At 64.7% G+C, this 16,050-nt stretch carries 14 protein-coding genes and 1 other RNA gene; 14 read left to right on the top strand and 1 reads right to left on the bottom strand.

What is annotated here, in order from left to right; translation table 11 throughout:
• Nucleotides 1–9: 9 nt before the first annotated feature.
• An RNA gene (gene rnpB / locus ABD847_RS11095) (RNase P RNA component class A) lies at nucleotides 10–394 on the top strand.
• Nucleotides 395–435: 41 nt separating this feature from the next.
• On the opposite strand, the gene ABD847_RS11090 is transcribed toward rnpB, so the two are convergent.
• Nucleotides 436–1,152, bottom strand: a complete 717-nt coding sequence (locus ABD847_RS11090) for a substrate-binding periplasmic protein (protein WP_345012962.1) — start codon at nucleotides 1,150–1,152, stop codon at nucleotides 436–438.
• Between the two features lie 305 nt (nucleotides 1,153–1,457).
• On the opposite strand from ABD847_RS11090, the gene mraZ reads away from it, so the two are divergent.
• From mraZ to ftsA, 13 genes are all read left to right on the top strand, one after another.
• Nucleotides 1,458–1,916 carry a division/cell wall cluster transcriptional repressor MraZ gene (gene mraZ / locus ABD847_RS11085; RefSeq protein ID WP_345012960.1) on the top strand — a complete coding sequence of 153 codons (459 nt, stop codon included), beginning with the start codon at nucleotides 1,458–1,460 and terminating at the stop codon, nucleotides 1,914–1,916.
• Nucleotides 1,917–1,918: 2 nt separating this feature from the next.
• Nucleotides 1,919–2,866: a 16S rRNA (cytosine(1402)-N(4))-methyltransferase RsmH gene (gene rsmH, locus ABD847_RS11080; protein WP_345012958.1), complete on the top strand. Its 948-nt coding sequence runs from the start codon at nucleotides 1,919–1,921 to the stop codon at nucleotides 2,864–2,866.
• A complete protein-coding gene (gene ftsL / locus ABD847_RS11075; protein ID WP_345012955.1) occupies nucleotides 2,863–3,174 on the top strand; it encodes a cell division protein FtsL in 312 nt (103 codons plus the stop codon). The genes rsmH and ftsL overlap by 4 nt, the downstream gene beginning before the upstream one ends.
• The gene (locus ABD847_RS11070; RefSeq protein ID WP_345012953.1) at nucleotides 3,171–4,916 is read left to right on the top strand and encodes a penicillin-binding transpeptidase domain-containing protein; all 1,746 of its coding nucleotides are present in this window, start codon (nucleotides 3,171–3,173) and stop codon (nucleotides 4,914–4,916) included. Before ftsL ends, ABD847_RS11070 begins: the two co-directional genes overlap by 4 nt.
• Entirely contained in the window at nucleotides 4,900–6,369 is a 1,470-nt protein-coding gene (gene murE / locus ABD847_RS11065) for a UDP-N-acetylmuramoyl-L-alanyl-D-glutamate--2,6-diaminopimelate ligase (protein WP_345012951.1), read from the top strand. The genes ABD847_RS11070 and murE overlap by 17 nt, the downstream gene beginning before the upstream one ends.
• Nucleotides 6,366–7,724, top strand: coding sequence for a UDP-N-acetylmuramoyl-tripeptide--D-alanyl-D-alanine ligase (gene murF, locus ABD847_RS11060; RefSeq protein WP_345012949.1), 1,359 nt, complete (start codon nucleotides 6,366–6,368; stop codon nucleotides 7,722–7,724). Before murE ends, murF begins: the two co-directional genes overlap by 4 nt.
• Nucleotides 7,718–8,800: a phospho-N-acetylmuramoyl-pentapeptide-transferase gene (gene mraY, locus ABD847_RS11055; RefSeq protein WP_345012947.1), complete on the top strand. Its 1,083-nt coding sequence runs from the start codon at nucleotides 7,718–7,720 to the stop codon at nucleotides 8,798–8,800. Before murF ends, mraY begins: the two co-directional genes overlap by 7 nt.
• 10 nt (nucleotides 8,801–8,810) lie before the next feature.
• Entirely contained in the window at nucleotides 8,811–10,103 is a 1,293-nt protein-coding gene (gene murD, locus ABD847_RS11050) for a UDP-N-acetylmuramoyl-L-alanine--D-glutamate ligase (protein WP_345012945.1), read from the top strand.
• Nucleotides 10,100–11,281 carry a cell division protein FtsW gene (gene ftsW / locus ABD847_RS11045; protein WP_345012943.1) on the top strand — a complete coding sequence of 394 codons (1,182 nt, stop codon included), beginning with the start codon at nucleotides 10,100–10,102 and terminating at the stop codon, nucleotides 11,279–11,281. The genes murD and ftsW overlap by 4 nt, the downstream gene beginning before the upstream one ends.
• Nucleotides 11,278–12,360, top strand: coding sequence for an undecaprenyldiphospho-muramoylpentapeptide beta-N-acetylglucosaminyltransferase (gene murG, locus ABD847_RS11040; protein ID WP_345012941.1), 1,083 nt, complete (start codon nucleotides 11,278–11,280; stop codon nucleotides 12,358–12,360). The genes ftsW and murG overlap by 4 nt, the downstream gene beginning before the upstream one ends.
• An 8-nt stretch (nucleotides 12,361–12,368) precedes the next feature.
• Nucleotides 12,369–13,823, top strand: a complete 1,455-nt coding sequence (gene murC, locus ABD847_RS11035; RefSeq protein WP_345012939.1) for a UDP-N-acetylmuramate--L-alanine ligase — start codon at nucleotides 12,369–12,371, stop codon at nucleotides 13,821–13,823.
• 207 nt (nucleotides 13,824–14,030) lie between these two features.
• Nucleotides 14,031–14,783: a cell division protein FtsQ/DivIB gene (locus ABD847_RS11030; protein WP_345012937.1), complete on the top strand. Its 753-nt coding sequence runs from the start codon at nucleotides 14,031–14,033 to the stop codon at nucleotides 14,781–14,783.
• Nucleotides 14,764–16,020 carry a cell division protein FtsA gene (gene ftsA, locus ABD847_RS11025; RefSeq protein WP_345012935.1) on the top strand — a complete coding sequence of 419 codons (1,257 nt, stop codon included), beginning with the start codon at nucleotides 14,764–14,766 and terminating at the stop codon, nucleotides 16,018–16,020. Before ABD847_RS11030 ends, ftsA begins: the two co-directional genes overlap by 20 nt.
• The last annotated feature ends 30 nt before the right edge of the window (nucleotides 16,021–16,050 follow it).

The following is a 16,050-nucleotide window of genomic DNA, read 5'->3' as shown; positions in this document are numbered from 1 at the left end:
TCCGCCGCCGGAGTGGGTCGGACAATCGCCGCCCTGTCGTTGTACCCTAGGGTAGACGGGCAAGGGGGAGGAAAGTCCGGGCTCCATAGGGCAGGGTGCCAGGTAACTCCTGGGGGGCGTGAGCCCACGACCAGTGCAACAGAGAGCAGACCGCCGATGGCCCGCAAGGGATCAGGTAAGGGTGAAAGGGTGCGGTAAGAGCGCACCGCGCGGCTGGCAACAGTCCGTGGCACGGTAAACTCCACCCGGAGCAAGACCAAATAGGCTTCCATTGGCGCGGCCCGCGCTGGAGGCGGGTAGGTTGCTTGAGCCAGTTAGCGATGGCTGGCCTAGAGGAATGATTGTCACCGGGGCAACTCGGATACAGAACCCGGCTTACAGACCCACTCCCTTTTTTCCTGCACAAGGCGCCCTCGGGCGCCTTGTTGCGTTGAGCTACTGCTCGGCGACCGAGGGGTAGTACTGACCCATGTGGTACAGGTTGAACAGCTTGGCCAGTCGACCGCTCTTGAGCAGGCGCAGCATGCCTTCATCCCACTGCCTGGCCAGCTCCTCGCCCCGCAGGGTTTGGGCAAACACCGGATAGACCCGCAGCCAGCGCAGGAACTTGATGGTATAGCCGGGCAGGGGGCCCTGCTCGAACAGCACGCCGGCCCCCAGGTAGTAGCGATAGCGATCATGATTCAGCAGATCCATCGCCTTATCGTGATCATCCACCTCGAACCACTGCATGGGCACCCGTATGTACTTCTCGTAACCCCAGCCTCGTTGCCAGAGCACATTCTGGTTGCTCAGGCTCTGTTCGCCCTGCCAGTCGGCGGCCCATTGGTCCTGCATCAGCACGGAGACGTCATCGGCAAACATGGCGTAGCGGGGATAGCGCAGGTCGTCCACCTCCTGCTCGTAGACGCCCAGGGCCAGATCGCCGCCGCCATGGCGGACCATGTCCAGCGAGCGCTTGTAGGGCACGATATGGATGTTCAGCTGGTAGCCCAGGGGCTGATAGATCTCGCGCACCAGATCCAGGTAGAGGCCGCTGCCGTCGGTGGCGGTAAAGCTCTCCCACTCCTCGCTGTAGATCTGCAGGGGCTTGGCCTGCAGAGTCAGGGGCAACAGTAGGCTGGCAAGCATCAGGAGGCGGGTTAGCAACATCGTTTACTCTCTGGCGGTATGAGGTGCCGTCAATCGGAACCAATGGCTTTCATTTTAGTCTTTCGAGCCGGGGCGCGCGTCGGGATCCTGGGCAAGAGTGAGCCGGATCCCAATACGGTAGATTGCTCATTTTTTGTATAGCGCTGATATTCAGCGCCTTTTATCAGATAGTCCCACAACTGGCGAGAAAAAGCCGCCACTGGCCGCCTTAGCTCCCTTGCATTGGCCTGGGGGCATCCTTACACTCTTGCGTGGGGAAAAGTGGTGATAAGTGGCAATTTGTAGATCAATGGGGATGCAACGGCATGCTGCGTGGGGCTCACGCCATCGCCCTGGACGGTAAGGGGCGCTTGGCGATTCCGACCAAGTTTCGAGACTGGCTGCGCGAAGAGTGCGACGGCCAGCTGGTCTGCACCATCGACATCAACCATCCCTGTCTGCTGCTTTACCCCCTGCCCGAATGGGAAGAGATAGAAAGAAAACTCAAGGCCCTCTCCAGCATGCAGCCGGCCGAGCGCCGCCTGCAACGCCTGCTGCTGGGGTATGCCAGCGAATGCGAGCTGGATGGCAATGGCCGGGTGCTGCTGTCGGCCCCCTTGCGTCAGCACGCCGGGCTGGACAAGCAGGTGATGCTGGTGGGGCAGCTGAATAAATTTGAACTCTGGAGCGAGGCCCGCTGGCTGCAGCAGGTGGCGGACGATCTCTCGGTCTTGCCCGACACTGATACCCTTGGCTCCGAGCGACTACGGGATTTTTCACTGTAATCATGGAACAGCAATTTTCTCACGCGACCGTCCTGTTGGAAGAGGCCGTGGCGGGTTTGGCGATCCGCCCCGACGGCATCTATGTGGACGGCACCTTCGGGCGGGGCGGCCACTCCCGGCTCATTCTTTCCCGGCTGGGGCCCCAGGGGCGCCTGCTGGCCATCGACCGGGATCCTCTGGCCATCGCCACTGCCCGGCAGATCGAGGATCCGCGCTTCGAGATCATCCCCGGGGCCTTCTCTGGGCTGGCCGGTTACCTGGCCGAGCGTGGCCTCACCGGCCGGGTGGACGGCCTGCTGCTGGATCTGGGGGTCTCCTCGCCGCAGCTGGATGACGCCGAGCGGGGCTTTAGCTTCATGAAGGACGGTCCGCTGGATATGCGCATGGATCCCACGACCGGCATCAGCGCCGCCGACTGGCTGGCCAAGGCGGAAGAAGAAGACATCGCCTGGGTACTGAAGACCTTCGGCGAAGAGAAATTCGCCCGCAAGATAGCCAGGGCCATAGTCCACGATCGCGGGCAGACCCCCTTCACCCGCACCCGCCAGTTGGCGGAGATGATTGCCCGGGTCAGCCCCTCCCGGGAGAAGCACAAGCACGCGGCCACCCGCAGCTTCCAGGCCATTCGCATCTACATCAACTCAGAACTGGAAGAGGTGGAGCGGGCACTGGAAGGCGCCTTGACGGTGCTGGCCCCGGCCGGTCGCCTGGCGGTGATCAGCTTCCACTCCCTGGAGGACCGCATCGTCAAACAGTTTATCCGCCGGCAGGAAAAGGGGCCCGAAGTGCCCCATGGCCTGCCGCTCACCGAGGCCCAGCTGGCGGTTGGCCGCAAGCTCAAGTCCGTGGGCCGGGCCATCATGCCCTCCGATGAGGAGGTGGCCCGCAACCCCCGTTCCCGCAGTTCCGTGTTGCGGGTGGCCGAGCGCTTGCCGGAGCAGGACGCATGAGTCGGCGCGACGGGCTGGCCTGGGAGATTGGCCGGGATCTGGGCCGGCACAAGTTTCAACTGTTGCTGCTGCTGTCGATCCTGGCCTCGGCCATGACGGTGATAGTGGTGACCAACATGACCCGCGGCCTGACCTCCAGCCAGAACGAGCTGTTGGATGAGCGGGATCAGTTTGATATCGAGTGGCGACACCTGCTGCTGGAACAGAACGCGCTGGCCGAGCATTCCCGGGTCAGCGAAATAGCACGGGAGCGGCTGCAGATGCAGCGGCCTTCCCCCTTGAAGGAACGCATCGTCAACCTGCCATGAAAGCGAAAGTGAAAAAAAGCGCACCCACATTGGCCGCCTGGCGGTTTGGTGCCCTCTTGCTGTTCATTGGCCTGGCCTTCGTCGGCCTGGTGGCCCGGGCTGCCTGGATCCAGGTGATCGAGCCGGATCGGCTGCGGCATGAGGGGGATCTGAGATCCCTGCGCACCACCGCCGACCCGGAAGCCCGCGGCATGATCCTCGATCGCAACGGCGAGGAGCTGGCGGTGTCGGTCCCCGTGGTCGCCGTCTGGGCGGATCCCAAACAGGTGCATGAGTCTGGCAGCCTGGACAATCAGCGGGCCTGGCAGGCCCTGGCGGACGTGCTGGGGCTGGAGATGGCCGATCTCACCGGGCGGATCGCCAACCCCAAGCGCCGCTTCGTCTACCTGCAGCGCCAGGTGACGGCCTCGGTGGCCGAGTACATCAACAAGTTGCGCCTGCCCGGCGTCTTCCTGCGCCAGGAGTCCCGCCGCTATTACCCCGCCGGTGAGATCAGCGCCCACATGGTGGGCATGACCAACATCGATGGCTCCGGCATCGAAGGGGTGGAGCGCACCTACAACCAGTGGCTGAGTGGCACGCCGGCCGAGCGCAAGGTGCGCAAGGATCGCAACGGCCGGGTCATCGAGGAGATGGGCCTGGTCAAGGAGGGTAAGAAGGCCAACAACCTGCAGCTGAGCGTCGATCAGCGGCTGCAATCCCTGGCCTACCGCTCCTTGAAGTATGCCACCGAGCTGAACAAGGCCACCTCCGGCTCATTGGTGCTGCTGGATGTGACCACGGGCGAGGTGCTGGCCATGGCCAACTCCCCCTCCTACAACCCCAACAACCGCGGCCAGTACCAGGGCTTTCGCGCCCGTAACCGCGCCCTGACCGATACCTACGAGCCGGGCTCCACCTTGAAGCCCCTGGTGGCGGTGAGCGCCCTGAGCCATAAGGCGGTCAATTGGACCGAGGTGTTCGACACTCGCAGCTTCAGCATCGGTGGCAAGCGGGTCACCGACAGCCACAAGATGAATCAGGGCACCCTGGCGGACATCCTCAAATACTCCTCCAACATCGGCATGGCGCACATCGCCCTGCGGATGCAGCCTCAGGACATTCTGGAGACCTTGAACCTGTTCGGCCTGGGTCTGCAACCCGGCACCGGCCTCATCGGAGAAAGCGGCGGCATGCTGCCCCTGCGTACCCGCTGGTCCGATATCGAACGGGCCACCCTGGGCTTCGGTTACGGCCTGCGGATCACCCCGCTGCAGCTGGCCGCCGCCTATGCCACCCTGGCGCGCAAGGGCGTCCGTAAGCCGGTCTCCATCCTCAAGGTCAGCGAGCCGCCCGCCGGCGAGCAGGTGATCGATCCGGCCATCGCCGAGCAGGTGGTGCTGAGCCTGGAGTCAGTGGTGGAGCGCGGTGGTACCGGCACCAAGGCGGAAGTGCCGGGCTACCGGGTGGCGGGCAAGACAGGGACCGCCAAGGTGGCGGTGGCCGGCGGCTATGGTAACGACTATGTGGGTACCTTCGTCGGTCTGGCGCCCGTCTCCAACCCGCGCTTTGTCATGGTGGTGGTGATCAACGAACCCAAGGGGGACGCCTACTACGGCGGCTCCGTGGCGGGCCCGACCTTCGCCGAGGTGATGGCCGCTGCCCTGCAACTGTATAATGTGCCGCCCGATGCCCTGCCGGTTCCGGAAGGGGAGCGGGTCAGTCTTGCCCGTCAGGAGGTTAAAGTTGTCCCTCACACTTGACGCACTGCTCAAGCCATTTTCGCTGGTCGCCCCGGTTGTGCCGCTGCGTCAGCTCACTCTCGACAGCCGGGCGGTACAGCCCGGCGATCTGTTTATTGCCTTGAACGGCCATCAGCTGGATGGTCGTCGCTTCATCCCCGATGCCGTGGCCCGTGGTGCCGCGGCCGTGCTGTTTGAGGGGGGCGATGATTTCGCACCGGCTCCCCAGGCGATACCCCAGTTGGCCATGGCGGATCTGCCCCGTCAGCTCAGTGCCCTGGCCGGCCGCTTCTATGGTGAACCTGCCAGCCAGTTGCAGCTGGTCGGCGTCACCGGCACCAACGGTAAGAGCACCACCACCCAGCTCATCGCCCAGTGGCGCAGCCTGCTGGGCGGCACCGCCGGGGTCATGGGCACCCTGGGCAATGGCCTGTTCGGCCAGCTGACCCCCAGCGAAAACACCACCGCCAGCGCCCTGGCCATCCAGCAGACCCTGGCGGATCTGCTGGGGCAGGGAGCGGATCTGGTGGCCATGGAGGTCTCCTCCCACGGCCTGGTGCAGCACCGCGTGGCGGCTCTGCCCTTCTCCGTGGCCCTGTTCACCAACCTGAGCCGGGATCACCTGGACTACCACGGCGACATGGCCAGCTATGCGGCGGCCAAACGGCGGCTGTTCAGCCAGGTGGCGGCCCATGACAGCGTGATCAACCGGGATGACGCCGTGGGGGCCCAGTGGTTGGCCGAGATGCCACAGGCCGTGGCCTTCGGCATGGGCGACTGGCAGCCAGAGCCGGGACGGCGTTTCCTCCAGGTGGTGTCTACCGAATTCAGTGAGCGAGGACTCACTGCGCGGATTACTTCCTCCTGGGGGAATGGTGTATTATCCGCGCCCTTGCTGGGACGTTTTAACGTCGCCAACCTGCTGGGGGCCCTGGGCTGCCTGTTGGTGCTGGGCTATGACCTCAAGGCCCTGCTGGCCACGGCGCCGCAGCTGAGCCCGGTGACCGGCCGCATGGAGTGTTTCGGCGGCGGTAGCCAGCCCCTGGTGGTGGTGGATTATGCTCACACCCCGGACGGCCTGGAGCAGGCCCTGCTGGCGGCGCGCCTACATTGCCGCGGGCGCCTCTGGTGCCTGGTGGGCTGTGGCGGGGATAGGGACAATGGCAAGCGCCCCCTGATGGCGGCCATCGGCGAGCGGCTCAGCGATCGGCTGATCCTTACCGATGACAACCCCAGAAACGAGGATCCAGCCGTCATCATGGCGCAGATGCAGGCGGGCCTGCAGCGGCCCGAGGCGGCCCAGGTGATCCACTCCCGCGCCGAGGCTATCCGTCTTGCCTTGGACGAGGCCGCCGCCGGCGATCTGGTGCTGGTGGCCGGCAAGGGACACGAAGACTATCAGATTATCGGAAAGCAAAAGATGCCCTATAGCGACCGTGATACCGTCCGTCAGCTGTTGGAGGTGCGGTCATGATCCCCTTGAATTTGCAGGCGATCGCCGAGGCCCTGGATGCCACCCTGGTGGGGGATGACCTCACCATTCACAGCGTCACCACAGACAGCCGCAAGCTGGTGCCGGGCGGCCTGTTCGTCGCCCTGGTGGGGGACAAGTTTGACGGCCATGACTTCTGTGCCCAGGTGGCGGCCGCCGGTGCCGGCGCCCTGCTGGTCTCCCAGCACCAGCCGGAGCTGGCCTGCCCGCAACTGCTGGTGGAAGACACCCGCTACGCCCTGGGGCTGTTGGGGCGTCTGGTGCGTGAACGGCTGCATCCCAAGGTGCTGGCCATCACCGGCAGCTGTGGCAAGACCACGGTCAAGGAGATGTGTGCCGCCATCCTGGCTCAGCGCGGTGAGGTGCTGGCCACCCAGGGTAACCTCAACAACGAGATTGGCGTGCCCCTGACCCTGCTGCGGCTCACCGCCGAGCACCGCTATGCGGTGATGGAGCTGGGCGCCAACCATCCGGGTGAAATCGCCTGGACCACCAGTCTGGCCAAGCCGGATGTGGCCCTGATCAACAACGTGGCGGCGGCGCACCTGGAGGGGTTTGGCTCCCTGCACGGCGTGGCCATGGCCAAGTCGGAAATCTTCAACGGCCTGCCGGACAAGGGCATGGCCATCGTCAATGCCGACAGCGAATTCTTCGGCTACTGGCAGCACGATCTGCCCTACCTGACCAGCTTCGGCCTGACCAATCCGGTGGCGGACTTCCAGGCCAGAGACATACGGCTGGATGCCCTGGGCCGGGCCAGCTTTACCCTGGTCTGTCCTCTGGGTGAAGTAGAGATTCAACTGGTGCTACCCGGTCGGCACAATGTGGCCAATGCCCTGGCGGCGGCGGCTGCCACTCAGGCCCTGGGGCTCTCGCTGGACGAGATCGCTCAAGGGTTGGCGCAGATGGCGCCGGTGAAGGGCCGGACCTGCATGACCCAGTTGCCGGGCCTGACCCTGATCGACGACACCTACAACGCCAGCGTGGAGTCCGTGCTGGCGGCCATCGATCTGCTGGCCGGCTTGCCGGGCTACCGGGTGCTGGCCTTTGGTGACATGGGCGAGCTGGGTCAGGAGGCGCCGAGCCTACACCACAAGGTGGGAGAGCACGCCAAGGCCCGCGGCCTGGACGCCGTGCTGACGGTGGGCCCCTTGTCGGCCCTGACCGCCGAGGCGGCCGGTGGCCGGCACTTTGCCGACAAGGCGAGCCTGTGTCAGGCCCTGGCCGACATGGCAGAACAACAATCCCAGTTGACCCTCTTGGCCAAGGGGGCGCGCAGCTCCCGCATGGAAGAGGTCATCGAGTTCATGAAGCAATTGAAGGAGCGGGCATGCTAGTCTGGCTGGCTGAGGCGCTTACGCCCTATATCTCTTTATTCAACGTGGTGGGCTACCTCACCTTCCGCGCCATCATGGCCATTCTCACCGCCCTGGGCATCGCCCTGTGGGTGGGGCCCCATGTGATCCGTCGTCTGCAGCTGCTGCAGATCGGTCAGGTGGTGCGCCATGACGGTCCCGAGTCCCATTTCAGCAAGCGCGGCACCCCCACCATGGGTGGCGTGATGATACTGTTTGCCATCGCCGTCTCCGTGCTGCTGTGGGCCAAGCTCTCCAACCCCTATGTCTGGGTGGTACTGTTTGTGCTGGTGAGCTTTGGTGCCATCGGCTTCGTAGATGACTACCGCAAGGTGGTGCGCAAGAACACCAAGGGCCTCATCGCCCGCTGGAAGTACTTCTGGCAGTCCGCCGCCGCCCTGGCGGTGGGTATCTTCCTGTTCAGCACCGCCACCGCCGATGCCCAGACCCAGCTGGTGGTGCCCTTCTTCAAGGGCTTCATGCCGGTGCTGGGGCTGCTGTTCATCCCCCTGGTCTATTTCGTGATTGTCGGCTCCTCCAATGCGGTGAACCTCACCGACGGCCTGGATGGTCTGGCCATCATGACCACCGTCATGGTGGCGGCGGGCTTTGCCCTGGTGGCCTGGGCCACCGGCAACGTCAACTTCGCCAATTACCTGCACATTCCCTATGTGGTGTACGCCTCCGAGCTGGTGGTGGTCTGTACCGCCATCGTCGGCGCCGGGCTGGGCTTTCTCTGGTTCAACACCTACCCGGCCCAGGTGTTCATGGGGGACGTGGGCTCCCTGGCCCTGGGGGCCCTGCTGGGGGTCATCGCCGTGCTGCTTCGCCAGGAGTTTCTGCTGGTGATCATGGGCGGCGTGTTCGTGATGGAAACCGTCTCGGTGATCCTGCAGGTGGGCTCCTTCAAGCTGCGGGGTCAGCGCATCTTCCGCATGGCACCCATTCACCACCACTACGAACTCAAGGGCTGGCCGGAGCCACGGGTGATAGTTCGCTTCTGGATCATCACACTGGTGCTGGTACTGGTGGGTCTCGTCACCCTCAAGTTGAGATAAGGACAGGCACATGGCCAAGGTCGTCATCATAGGACTGGGCAAGACGGGACTCTCCTGCGTGGCGTATTTTCTCGCCCGTGGCGTGACGCCCACAGTGCTGGACACCCGTGCCCTGCCGCCGGGCCGTGATGCCCTGCCGGCCCAGGTGGCGCTGCATTGTGGTCCGCTGGATGCCGCCCTGCTCTGCCAGGCCGATCTTATCGTCGCCAGCCCGGGCATCGCCCTGGCCACTCCGGCCCTGCGTGCCGCTGCCGAGGCGGGAGTGGAGATCATCGGTGACATCGAACTGCTGGCCCGGGAGGCCAAGGCCCCCGTGGTGGCCATCACAGGCTCCAACGGCAAGAGTACCGTCACCACGCTGGTGGGTGAGATGGCCGCCGAGGCCGGACTCAAGGTCGGGGTCGGCGGCAACATCGGCACCCCGGCGCTGGACTTGCTCAAGACGCCGGCCGATCTCTATGTGCTGGAGCTCTCCAGCTTCCAGCTGGAGACCACCTATAGCCTCAAGCCGGCCGTGGCCACCATCTTGAACCTCAGCGAAGACCACCTGGATCGCTACGACGGCACGGCCGGTTACCTGGCCGCCAAGCAGCGCATCTTCCTGGGAGCGCAGAAGGTACTGGTGAACCGGGACGATGCTGCCACCCTGCCGCCGGATGGCGAACTCTGGAGCTCGTTTGGCCTGGATGATCAGGCCTATGGCCGTGTCATGCACGATGGCGAGCTGTGGCTGGCGGTGGCCGGCGAGCCCGTGCTGCCGGTCAGTGCTCTGCGCATAGTGGGTGCTCACAACCAGGCCAACGCCCTGGCGGCCATGGCGCTGTGCGACGCCGTGGGGATCCCGCGGGACGCCCAGCTGGCGGTGCTGCGCCGCTTCAGCGGCCTGCCGCACCGCTGCCAGTTTGTCGCCGAGAAGGGCGGGGTGCGCTGGATCAATGATTCCAAGGCCACCAACGTCGGCTCGACCCTGGCGGCGGTGGCCGGCGTGCAGGAAGGCGTCCAGGGCCGGCTGTGGCTCATCGCCGGTGGCCAGGGCAAGGGTCAGGATTTCGCCCCGGTGGGGGCTCTGCTGGGCCAGCAGGTGCACCAGATGTTTTGCTATGGCCAGGACGGCGCCCTACTGGCCGGCTTGGGGCCGCAGACCGAGCAGGTGGCGGATCTGGTGGCCGCCGTGGCCCGGGCCGCCGAGCTGGCCGAGCCTGGCGACTGGGTGCTGCTGGCACCGGCCTGCGCCAGCCTGGATCAGTTCAAGAACTTCGAACAGCGCGGTGAGTGTTTTGCCGCCTTGGTGGAGGCCCTATGAGCTGGTTCAAGCGCCTCGGTGCCATCACCTGGAACTGGCTGATGCCCAATCGCGCCAGTACCTACGATCGGCAGTTGCTGGTGCTGGTGGTCAGCCTGATGATGTTCGGCCTGGTGATGGTGGCGTCGGCCTCCATCACCGAAGGGCTTTCCCTGCGCAACGACGCCTTCTTCTTCGTCAAGCGCCACCTGCTGTTTCTGTTGCTGTGCCTGCTGATCGGTGTCGGTTGCCTGCAGATCCCGGTGAAACAGTGGCAGGAGTGGAGCGGCCCGCTGTTGTTGTTCTCCCTGCTGATGCTGCTGGCCACCCTGGCGGTGGGACACAGCGTCAACGGCGCCAAGCGCTGGATCGGTTTCGGCCCCCTGAACCTGCAACCGGCGGAAACCGCTAAGTTTGTGGTGATCACCTACATGGCCGGCTACCTGGTGCGGCGCAGTGACGAGGTGCGGGCCCAGTGGATGGGCTTCATCAAGCCACTGGCGGTGGTGTTCTGCCTGTCGGCCCTGTTGCTGGCCCAGCCGGATCTGGGTTCCGTGGTGGTGCTGTTCGTCTCCACCCTGGGGCTGCTGTTTATCGGCGGCGCCCGCCTGTTCCAGTTCATCGCCATGATCCTCATGGGGGTGGCGGCCCTGGTGGCGCTGATCCTGTTTGAACCCTACCGGATGCGCCGGGTGACCTCCTTCCTCGACCCCTGGGCAGATCCCTTCGGCAGCGGCTACCAGCTGACCCAGTCCCTGATGGCCTTCGGCCGCGGCGGCTTCTGGGGCCAGGGGCTGGGTAACTCGGTACAGAAGCTCGAATACCTGCCAGAAGCTCACACCGACTTCGTGGTGGCCATCCTGGGGGAGGAGCTGGGCTTCTTCGGCATCCTGGTGGTGCTGGCCTTGCAGCTGGCCCTGGCCCTGAAGGCGCTGCAGATAGGTCGCACGGCCCTCAAGCAGGGCAAGCTGTTTGCCGGCTATCTGGCCTCGGGGATCGGCATCTGGTTCAGCTTTCAGACCGTGGTGAACGTGGGCGCGGCTGCCGGCATGCTGCCCACCAAGGGCCTGACCCTGCCGCTGGTGAGTTACGGCGGCTCCAGCCTCATTGCCATGGGCATCGGCGTGGCTGTGCTGTTGCGGATCGATTACGAGCAGCGCCAAGAGAGTGTTCAGGCGCGACTGAAGGTGGATGCATGAGCAAGACGCTGCTGGTGATGGCGGGTGGTACCGGGGGCCATGTGTTCCCCGGACTGGCGGTGGCCCACGAGCTGCAACAGGCCGGCTGGCAAGTCCACTGGCTGGGGACCGCGGATCGCATGGAGGCCCAGTTGGTGCCGGCCCATGGCTATCCCATCCACTTCATCGATATCCAGGGGGTGCGGGGCAATGGCGTGAAGCGCCTGCTGGCGGCACCGTTTCGCATCATCAAGGCCGTGTGGCAGGCCCGCCGGGTGATCCGCCGCTTGCAACCGGATTTGGTGATGGGCATGGGCGGTTTTGCCGCTGGCCCCGGCGGCCTGGCCGCCTGGCTGAGTGGCAAGCCGCTGCTGATTCACGAGCAGAATGCCGCCGCCGGCATGACCAACCGCCTGTTGGCCCGGCTGTCCCGCTTCGTGCTGCAGGGCTTCGCCGGCGCCTTCCCCGAGTCGGCCAAGACGCTGGTGGTGGGCAACCCGGTGCGTGCCGAGGTGATGGCGGTGGGGGCGATCCGTGACTATCGCCCCGTGCAGGACAGGCCGCTGCGGGTGCTGATCCTGGGGGGGAGTCTGGGGGCCCGGCCGCTCAACGAGCGGGTGCCCGGCGCACTGGCTTCGCTGCCGGTGGCGATTCGCCACCAGGCTGGTCGCGGCCATGCCGAGGCGGTGCGCGCCGCCTATGAGCAGGTCGGCCGGCGAGATGTGCTGGTGAGCGAATTTATTCAGGACATGGCCGAGGCCTACGCCTGGGCGGATCTGGTGATCTGCCGGGCCGGTGCCCTGACGGTGGCGGAACTGGCGGCCGCCGGACTGCCGGCCATCTTCGTGCCACTGCCCCATGCGGTGGATGATCACCAGACCCACAATGCCCGCAGCCTCACCGAGCGCGGTGCGGCGGTATTGATGCCCCAGGCGACCTTGAGCGCCGAGGCGTTGGCGGCCCAGGTGCGGCAGTGGGACGAGAATCGAGTGCAGCTGGTCCAGATGGGCCGGCTGGCGCGGGAAGCGGCCATTCTGGATGCGACAGCCAGGGTGGTCAGCATCTGCCGGCAAGTGACCGGCGAGAAGAAACAGGATTGAGCGTTAGCATGACAAAGGTAGAACTGGCCAAACTCAGAACCATGATCCCGGAAATGCGCCGGGTGCGCCGCATTCATTTCATCGGCATCGGTGGCGCCGGCATGGGGGGCATCGCCGAGGTGCTGGCCAACGAGGGTTATGAGATCAGCGGTTCCGACATCGCCAGCAATGGGGTGACCGAGCGGCTGGCCTCGCTAGGGGCCACCATCTTCATCGGCCATCAGGCGGCCCAGGTCAAGGGTGCCAGCGTGGTGGTGGTGTCCACCGCCATTCACGGCGACAACCCGGAAATTCAGGCGGCCCATGAATTGCGCATTCCCGTGGTGCGCCGGGCCGAGATGCTGGCGGAGCTGATGCGCTACCGCCACGGCATCGCCATCGCCGGGACCCACGGCAAGACCACCACCACCAGCCTGGTGGCCAGCATCTATGCCGAAGCTGGACGCGACCCGACCTTCGTCATCGGCGGCCTGCTCAACAGCGCCGGCACCAATGCCCGTCTGGGGTCTGGCCGTTACCTGATCGCCGAGGCGGACGAGAGCGACGCCTCCTTCCTGCACCTGCAGCCCATGGTTTCCATCGTCACCAATATCGAGGCGGACCACATGGACACCTATGGTGGCGACTTCAGCAAGCTCAGAGGCACCTTCCTGGAGTTTCTGCACAACCTGCCGTTCTACGGGCTGGCGGTGGTCTGCGTGGATGACCCCGTGATCAAGGGCATGCTGCCGGAGATCGGCCGCGCCTGTATCACCTATGGCTACGGCGACGAGGCGGATCTGCAGGTGCTGGACTTCGTGCAGGAGGGCAACCACAGCCGCTTTCGGGTCAGACGGCCCGATGGCTCCGTGTTGCCGGTTCAATTGAATCTGCCAGGCAGGCATAATGCCCTCAATGCCGCGGCGGCCATCGCGGTGGCCAGCGAGGACGGCATCGAAGACGAGGCCATAGTCGCGGCACTGGCCCGCTTCGAAGGGGTGGGGCGGCGTTTCCAGCACTACGGCGAGTTCGAAACCGGCCGCGGTAAGGTGATGCTGGTGGACGATTACGGCCACCACCCCAGCGAGGTGCGGGTGACCATCAATGCGGTGCGCGCCGGCTGGCCGGAGAAGCGGCTGGTGATGGTCTTCCAGCCCCACCGCTACACCCGTACCCGGGATCTGTACGACGACTTTGCCGAGGTGCTGTCCAAGGTGGATGCCCTGATCCTGCTGGATGTGTATGCCGCTGGCGAGGATCCGATTCCCGGGGCGGATGGCCGCGCCTTGTGCCGTTCCATCCGGCAGCGCGGTCAGCTGGATCCTGTGTTTGTGGCCACGCCGGCCGAGGTGCCGGCGGTGCTGGCCGAACTGTTGGCCGACGGCGACATGGTGTTGACCCAGGGGGCCGGTAACGTGGGGGCCCTGTGTCGCCAGCTGGCCGAACTGCAGCTGGATTGCGACAAGATGAAGGCCGGCGTGTAACGCCGGTGGACATTTGCCGCGGCGGCTGTGGATAAAGCGCAAATTTTCGCGCTCCAGGCGGGCTTGGCGGTTTTGTCCGGTCGAAGGGGCTGGCTATAATGTCCCACTTGCCTGCAGGGGTCTGTGGGCGTGGTTTGATAGGTGATGTCTGGCTCGATGGCATTTTATTTGGATTGGCGGCTGCCGCATGCAGCGATGAGACCCTAAATGGAACAGATGTCGCCGCGTACCCGAGGTGAGTTCCTGTTCGGGTTGCTGTTTTTTGTCGCCGTGGTGTTTGGCCTCTCCCGCGCCTTCTTGGATGTGCATCGGGGGCTGTTCGAACAGGATCTGGTTCCGGTGAGCGGCCTGGTGGTGCAGGGTGAGCTGGAATATGTCACCCGGGAAGATGTCCGCGCGGCATTGCAGGATGATCCGGCGCTGAACAACTTCTTCACCCTGGATGTGAACGAGGTGCAGCAGCGGATAGAGGGCCTGCCCTGGGTGCATCGGGTGTCGGTGCGCAAGCGTTGGCCGGCTCTGCTGTATGTGTACCTGGTGGAGAAGACGCCAAGAGCCCACTGGGGCGAGGATCGGCTGTTGAGCGACCGGGGCGATATCTTCACGGCGCCCCTGGAGCGGCTCAAGCAGCCCCTGGTGACCCTCTCAGGCCCAGATACCATGGCAGATCGGGTGTGGGAACAATATCAGCAGTTCCAGCGTCTGCTGGGGCTCAATGGATACAAGGTGGCGGCGCTGCATCTGACGGAGCGCCACGCCTGGGAAGTGCAGTTGGCCGATGGACCCTGTCTCAAACTGGGACGTGGCGACACCCTGGTCCGTCTGCAGCGGTTTATTGACGTGTACCCCTTGATGGCGGAGCGGGAGAAGATGGCTTACATCGATCTGCGCTACGACACCGGGGTCGCGGTGGGTTGGAAAGCGAGCGAAGGGACTGGTAATGACCAAGACCACAGATAGAAATCTGATCGTCGGACTGGATATCGGCACCACCAAGGTGGCCGTGCTGGTCGGTGAAGTGTTGCCAGATGGGGAGATCAACATCGTTGGCCTGGGCACCCATGCCGCTCGCGGCATGGACAAGGGCGGTGTCAACGATCTGGAGTCCGTGGTCAAATCCCTGCAGCGCGCAGTGGACGAGGCGGAGATGATGGCCGATTGCCATATCTCCACCGTGTTCCTGGGGATCTCCGGCCGGCACATCGAGTGCCGCAACGAGAAGGGCATGGTGCCCATCTCAGACGAGGAGGTGACCCAGGAGGATGTGGATAACGTCATCCATACCGCCAAGTCGGTGCGCCTGCCCGAGGAGCACAGGGTGCTGCACGTGCTGCCCCAGGAGTACTCCATCGATTACCAGGAAGGGATCAAGAACCCCATCGGCCTGTCCGGGGTGCGGATGGGGGCCAAGGTGCACCTGATCACCTGCCACAACGACATGGCCCGCAACATCGAGAAGTGTGTGGAGCGGGTGGGCCTCAAGGTGGATCAGCTGATCTTCTCGGCCCTGGCCTCCAGCTATGCGGTACTGACCGAGGACGAGAAGGAGCTGGGTGTCTGTGTGGTGGACATCGGCAGTGGCACCATGGATCTGGCGGTGTTCACCGGTGGCGCCCTGCGCTTCACCAAGGTGATCCCCTATGCCGGCAACGCGGTCACCAGCGACATCGCCTATGCCTTCGGCACGCCACCCGTGGATGCCGAGGCCATCAAGGTGCGCTATGGCTGCGCCCTGGGCCGCCTGGTCAGCAAGGAAGACACCATAGAGGTGCCCAGCGTGGGCGGTCGTCCGGCCCGTAGTTTGCAAAGACAAACTCTGGCGGAGGTGATCGAGCCCCGCTACAGCGAGCTCTTGGGCATGGTGCACGATGAGCTGCAGCGGGTACAAAACGAATTGCGGGCCCAGGGGGTCAAGCACCAACTGGCGGCCGGGGTGGTACTCACCGGCGGCGCGGCGCAGATCGAGGGTATCGTCGAGTGTGCCGAACAGATTTTCCAGAGCCAGGTCCGGGTGGGGGAACCCATGAACGTGCGGGGCCTGACGGATTACGTGCAGGCACCGGCGTTTTCCACCGCGGTGGGCCTGTTGCAGTACGGCAAGATGCATCAGGGCATGGGCGTGCGTGATGCATCGGTGAAGACCAGTGTGGGGGGCCTGTTCAAGCGGCTGAGCACCTGGTTGCGTGGCGAATTTTAATTTTTGCGATGACAGCAAAAACAGTGCGGA

Origin of the sequence: Pseudaeromonas paramecii (assembly GCF_039540575.1) — a bacterium.
Lineage (GTDB): Bacteria > Pseudomonadota > Gammaproteobacteria > Enterobacterales > Aeromonadaceae > Pseudaeromonas > Pseudaeromonas paramecii.
The sequence above is the reverse complement of the archived record's forward strand: the minus strand, read 5'-3'. Positions and strand labels throughout refer to the sequence as shown.

What these genes read in the sequence shown, in the direction of transcription:
- ABD847_RS11030 (WP_345012937.1), top strand. Translation starts at nt 14,031, where the DNA reads ATGGAACAGATGTCGCCGCGTACCCGAGGTGAGTTCCTGTTCGGGTTG.
- murG (WP_345012941.1), top strand. Translation starts at nt 11,278, where the DNA reads ATGAGCAAGACGCTGCTGGTGATGGCGGGTGGTACCGGGGGCCATGTG.
- ABD847_RS11090 (WP_345012962.1), bottom strand. Translation starts at nt 1,152, where the DNA reads ATGTTGCTAACCCGCCTCCTGATGCTTGCCAGCCTACTGTTGCCCCTG.
- ftsW (WP_345012943.1), top strand. Translation starts at nt 10,100, where the DNA reads ATGAGCTGGTTCAAGCGCCTCGGTGCCATCACCTGGAACTGGCTGATG.
- murD (WP_345012945.1), top strand. Translation starts at nt 8,811, where the DNA reads ATGGCCAAGGTCGTCATCATAGGACTGGGCAAGACGGGACTCTCCTGC.
- mraY (WP_345012947.1), top strand. Translation starts at nt 7,718, where the DNA reads ATGCTAGTCTGGCTGGCTGAGGCGCTTACGCCCTATATCTCTTTATTC.
- murF (WP_345012949.1), top strand. Translation starts at nt 6,366, where the DNA reads ATGATCCCCTTGAATTTGCAGGCGATCGCCGAGGCCCTGGATGCCACC.
- murC (WP_345012939.1), top strand. Translation starts at nt 12,369, where the DNA reads ATGACAAAGGTAGAACTGGCCAAACTCAGAACCATGATCCCGGAAATG.
- mraZ (WP_345012960.1), top strand. Translation starts at nt 1,458, where the DNA reads ATGCTGCGTGGGGCTCACGCCATCGCCCTGGACGGTAAGGGGCGCTTG.
- ABD847_RS11070 (WP_345012953.1), top strand. Translation starts at nt 3,171, where the DNA reads ATGAAAGCGAAAGTGAAAAAAAGCGCACCCACATTGGCCGCCTGGCGG.
- rsmH (WP_345012958.1), top strand. Translation starts at nt 1,919, where the DNA reads ATGGAACAGCAATTTTCTCACGCGACCGTCCTGTTGGAAGAGGCCGTG.
- ftsA (WP_345012935.1), top strand. Translation starts at nt 14,764, where the DNA reads ATGACCAAGACCACAGATAGAAATCTGATCGTCGGACTGGATATCGGC.
- ftsL (WP_345012955.1), top strand. Translation starts at nt 2,863, where the DNA reads ATGAGTCGGCGCGACGGGCTGGCCTGGGAGATTGGCCGGGATCTGGGC.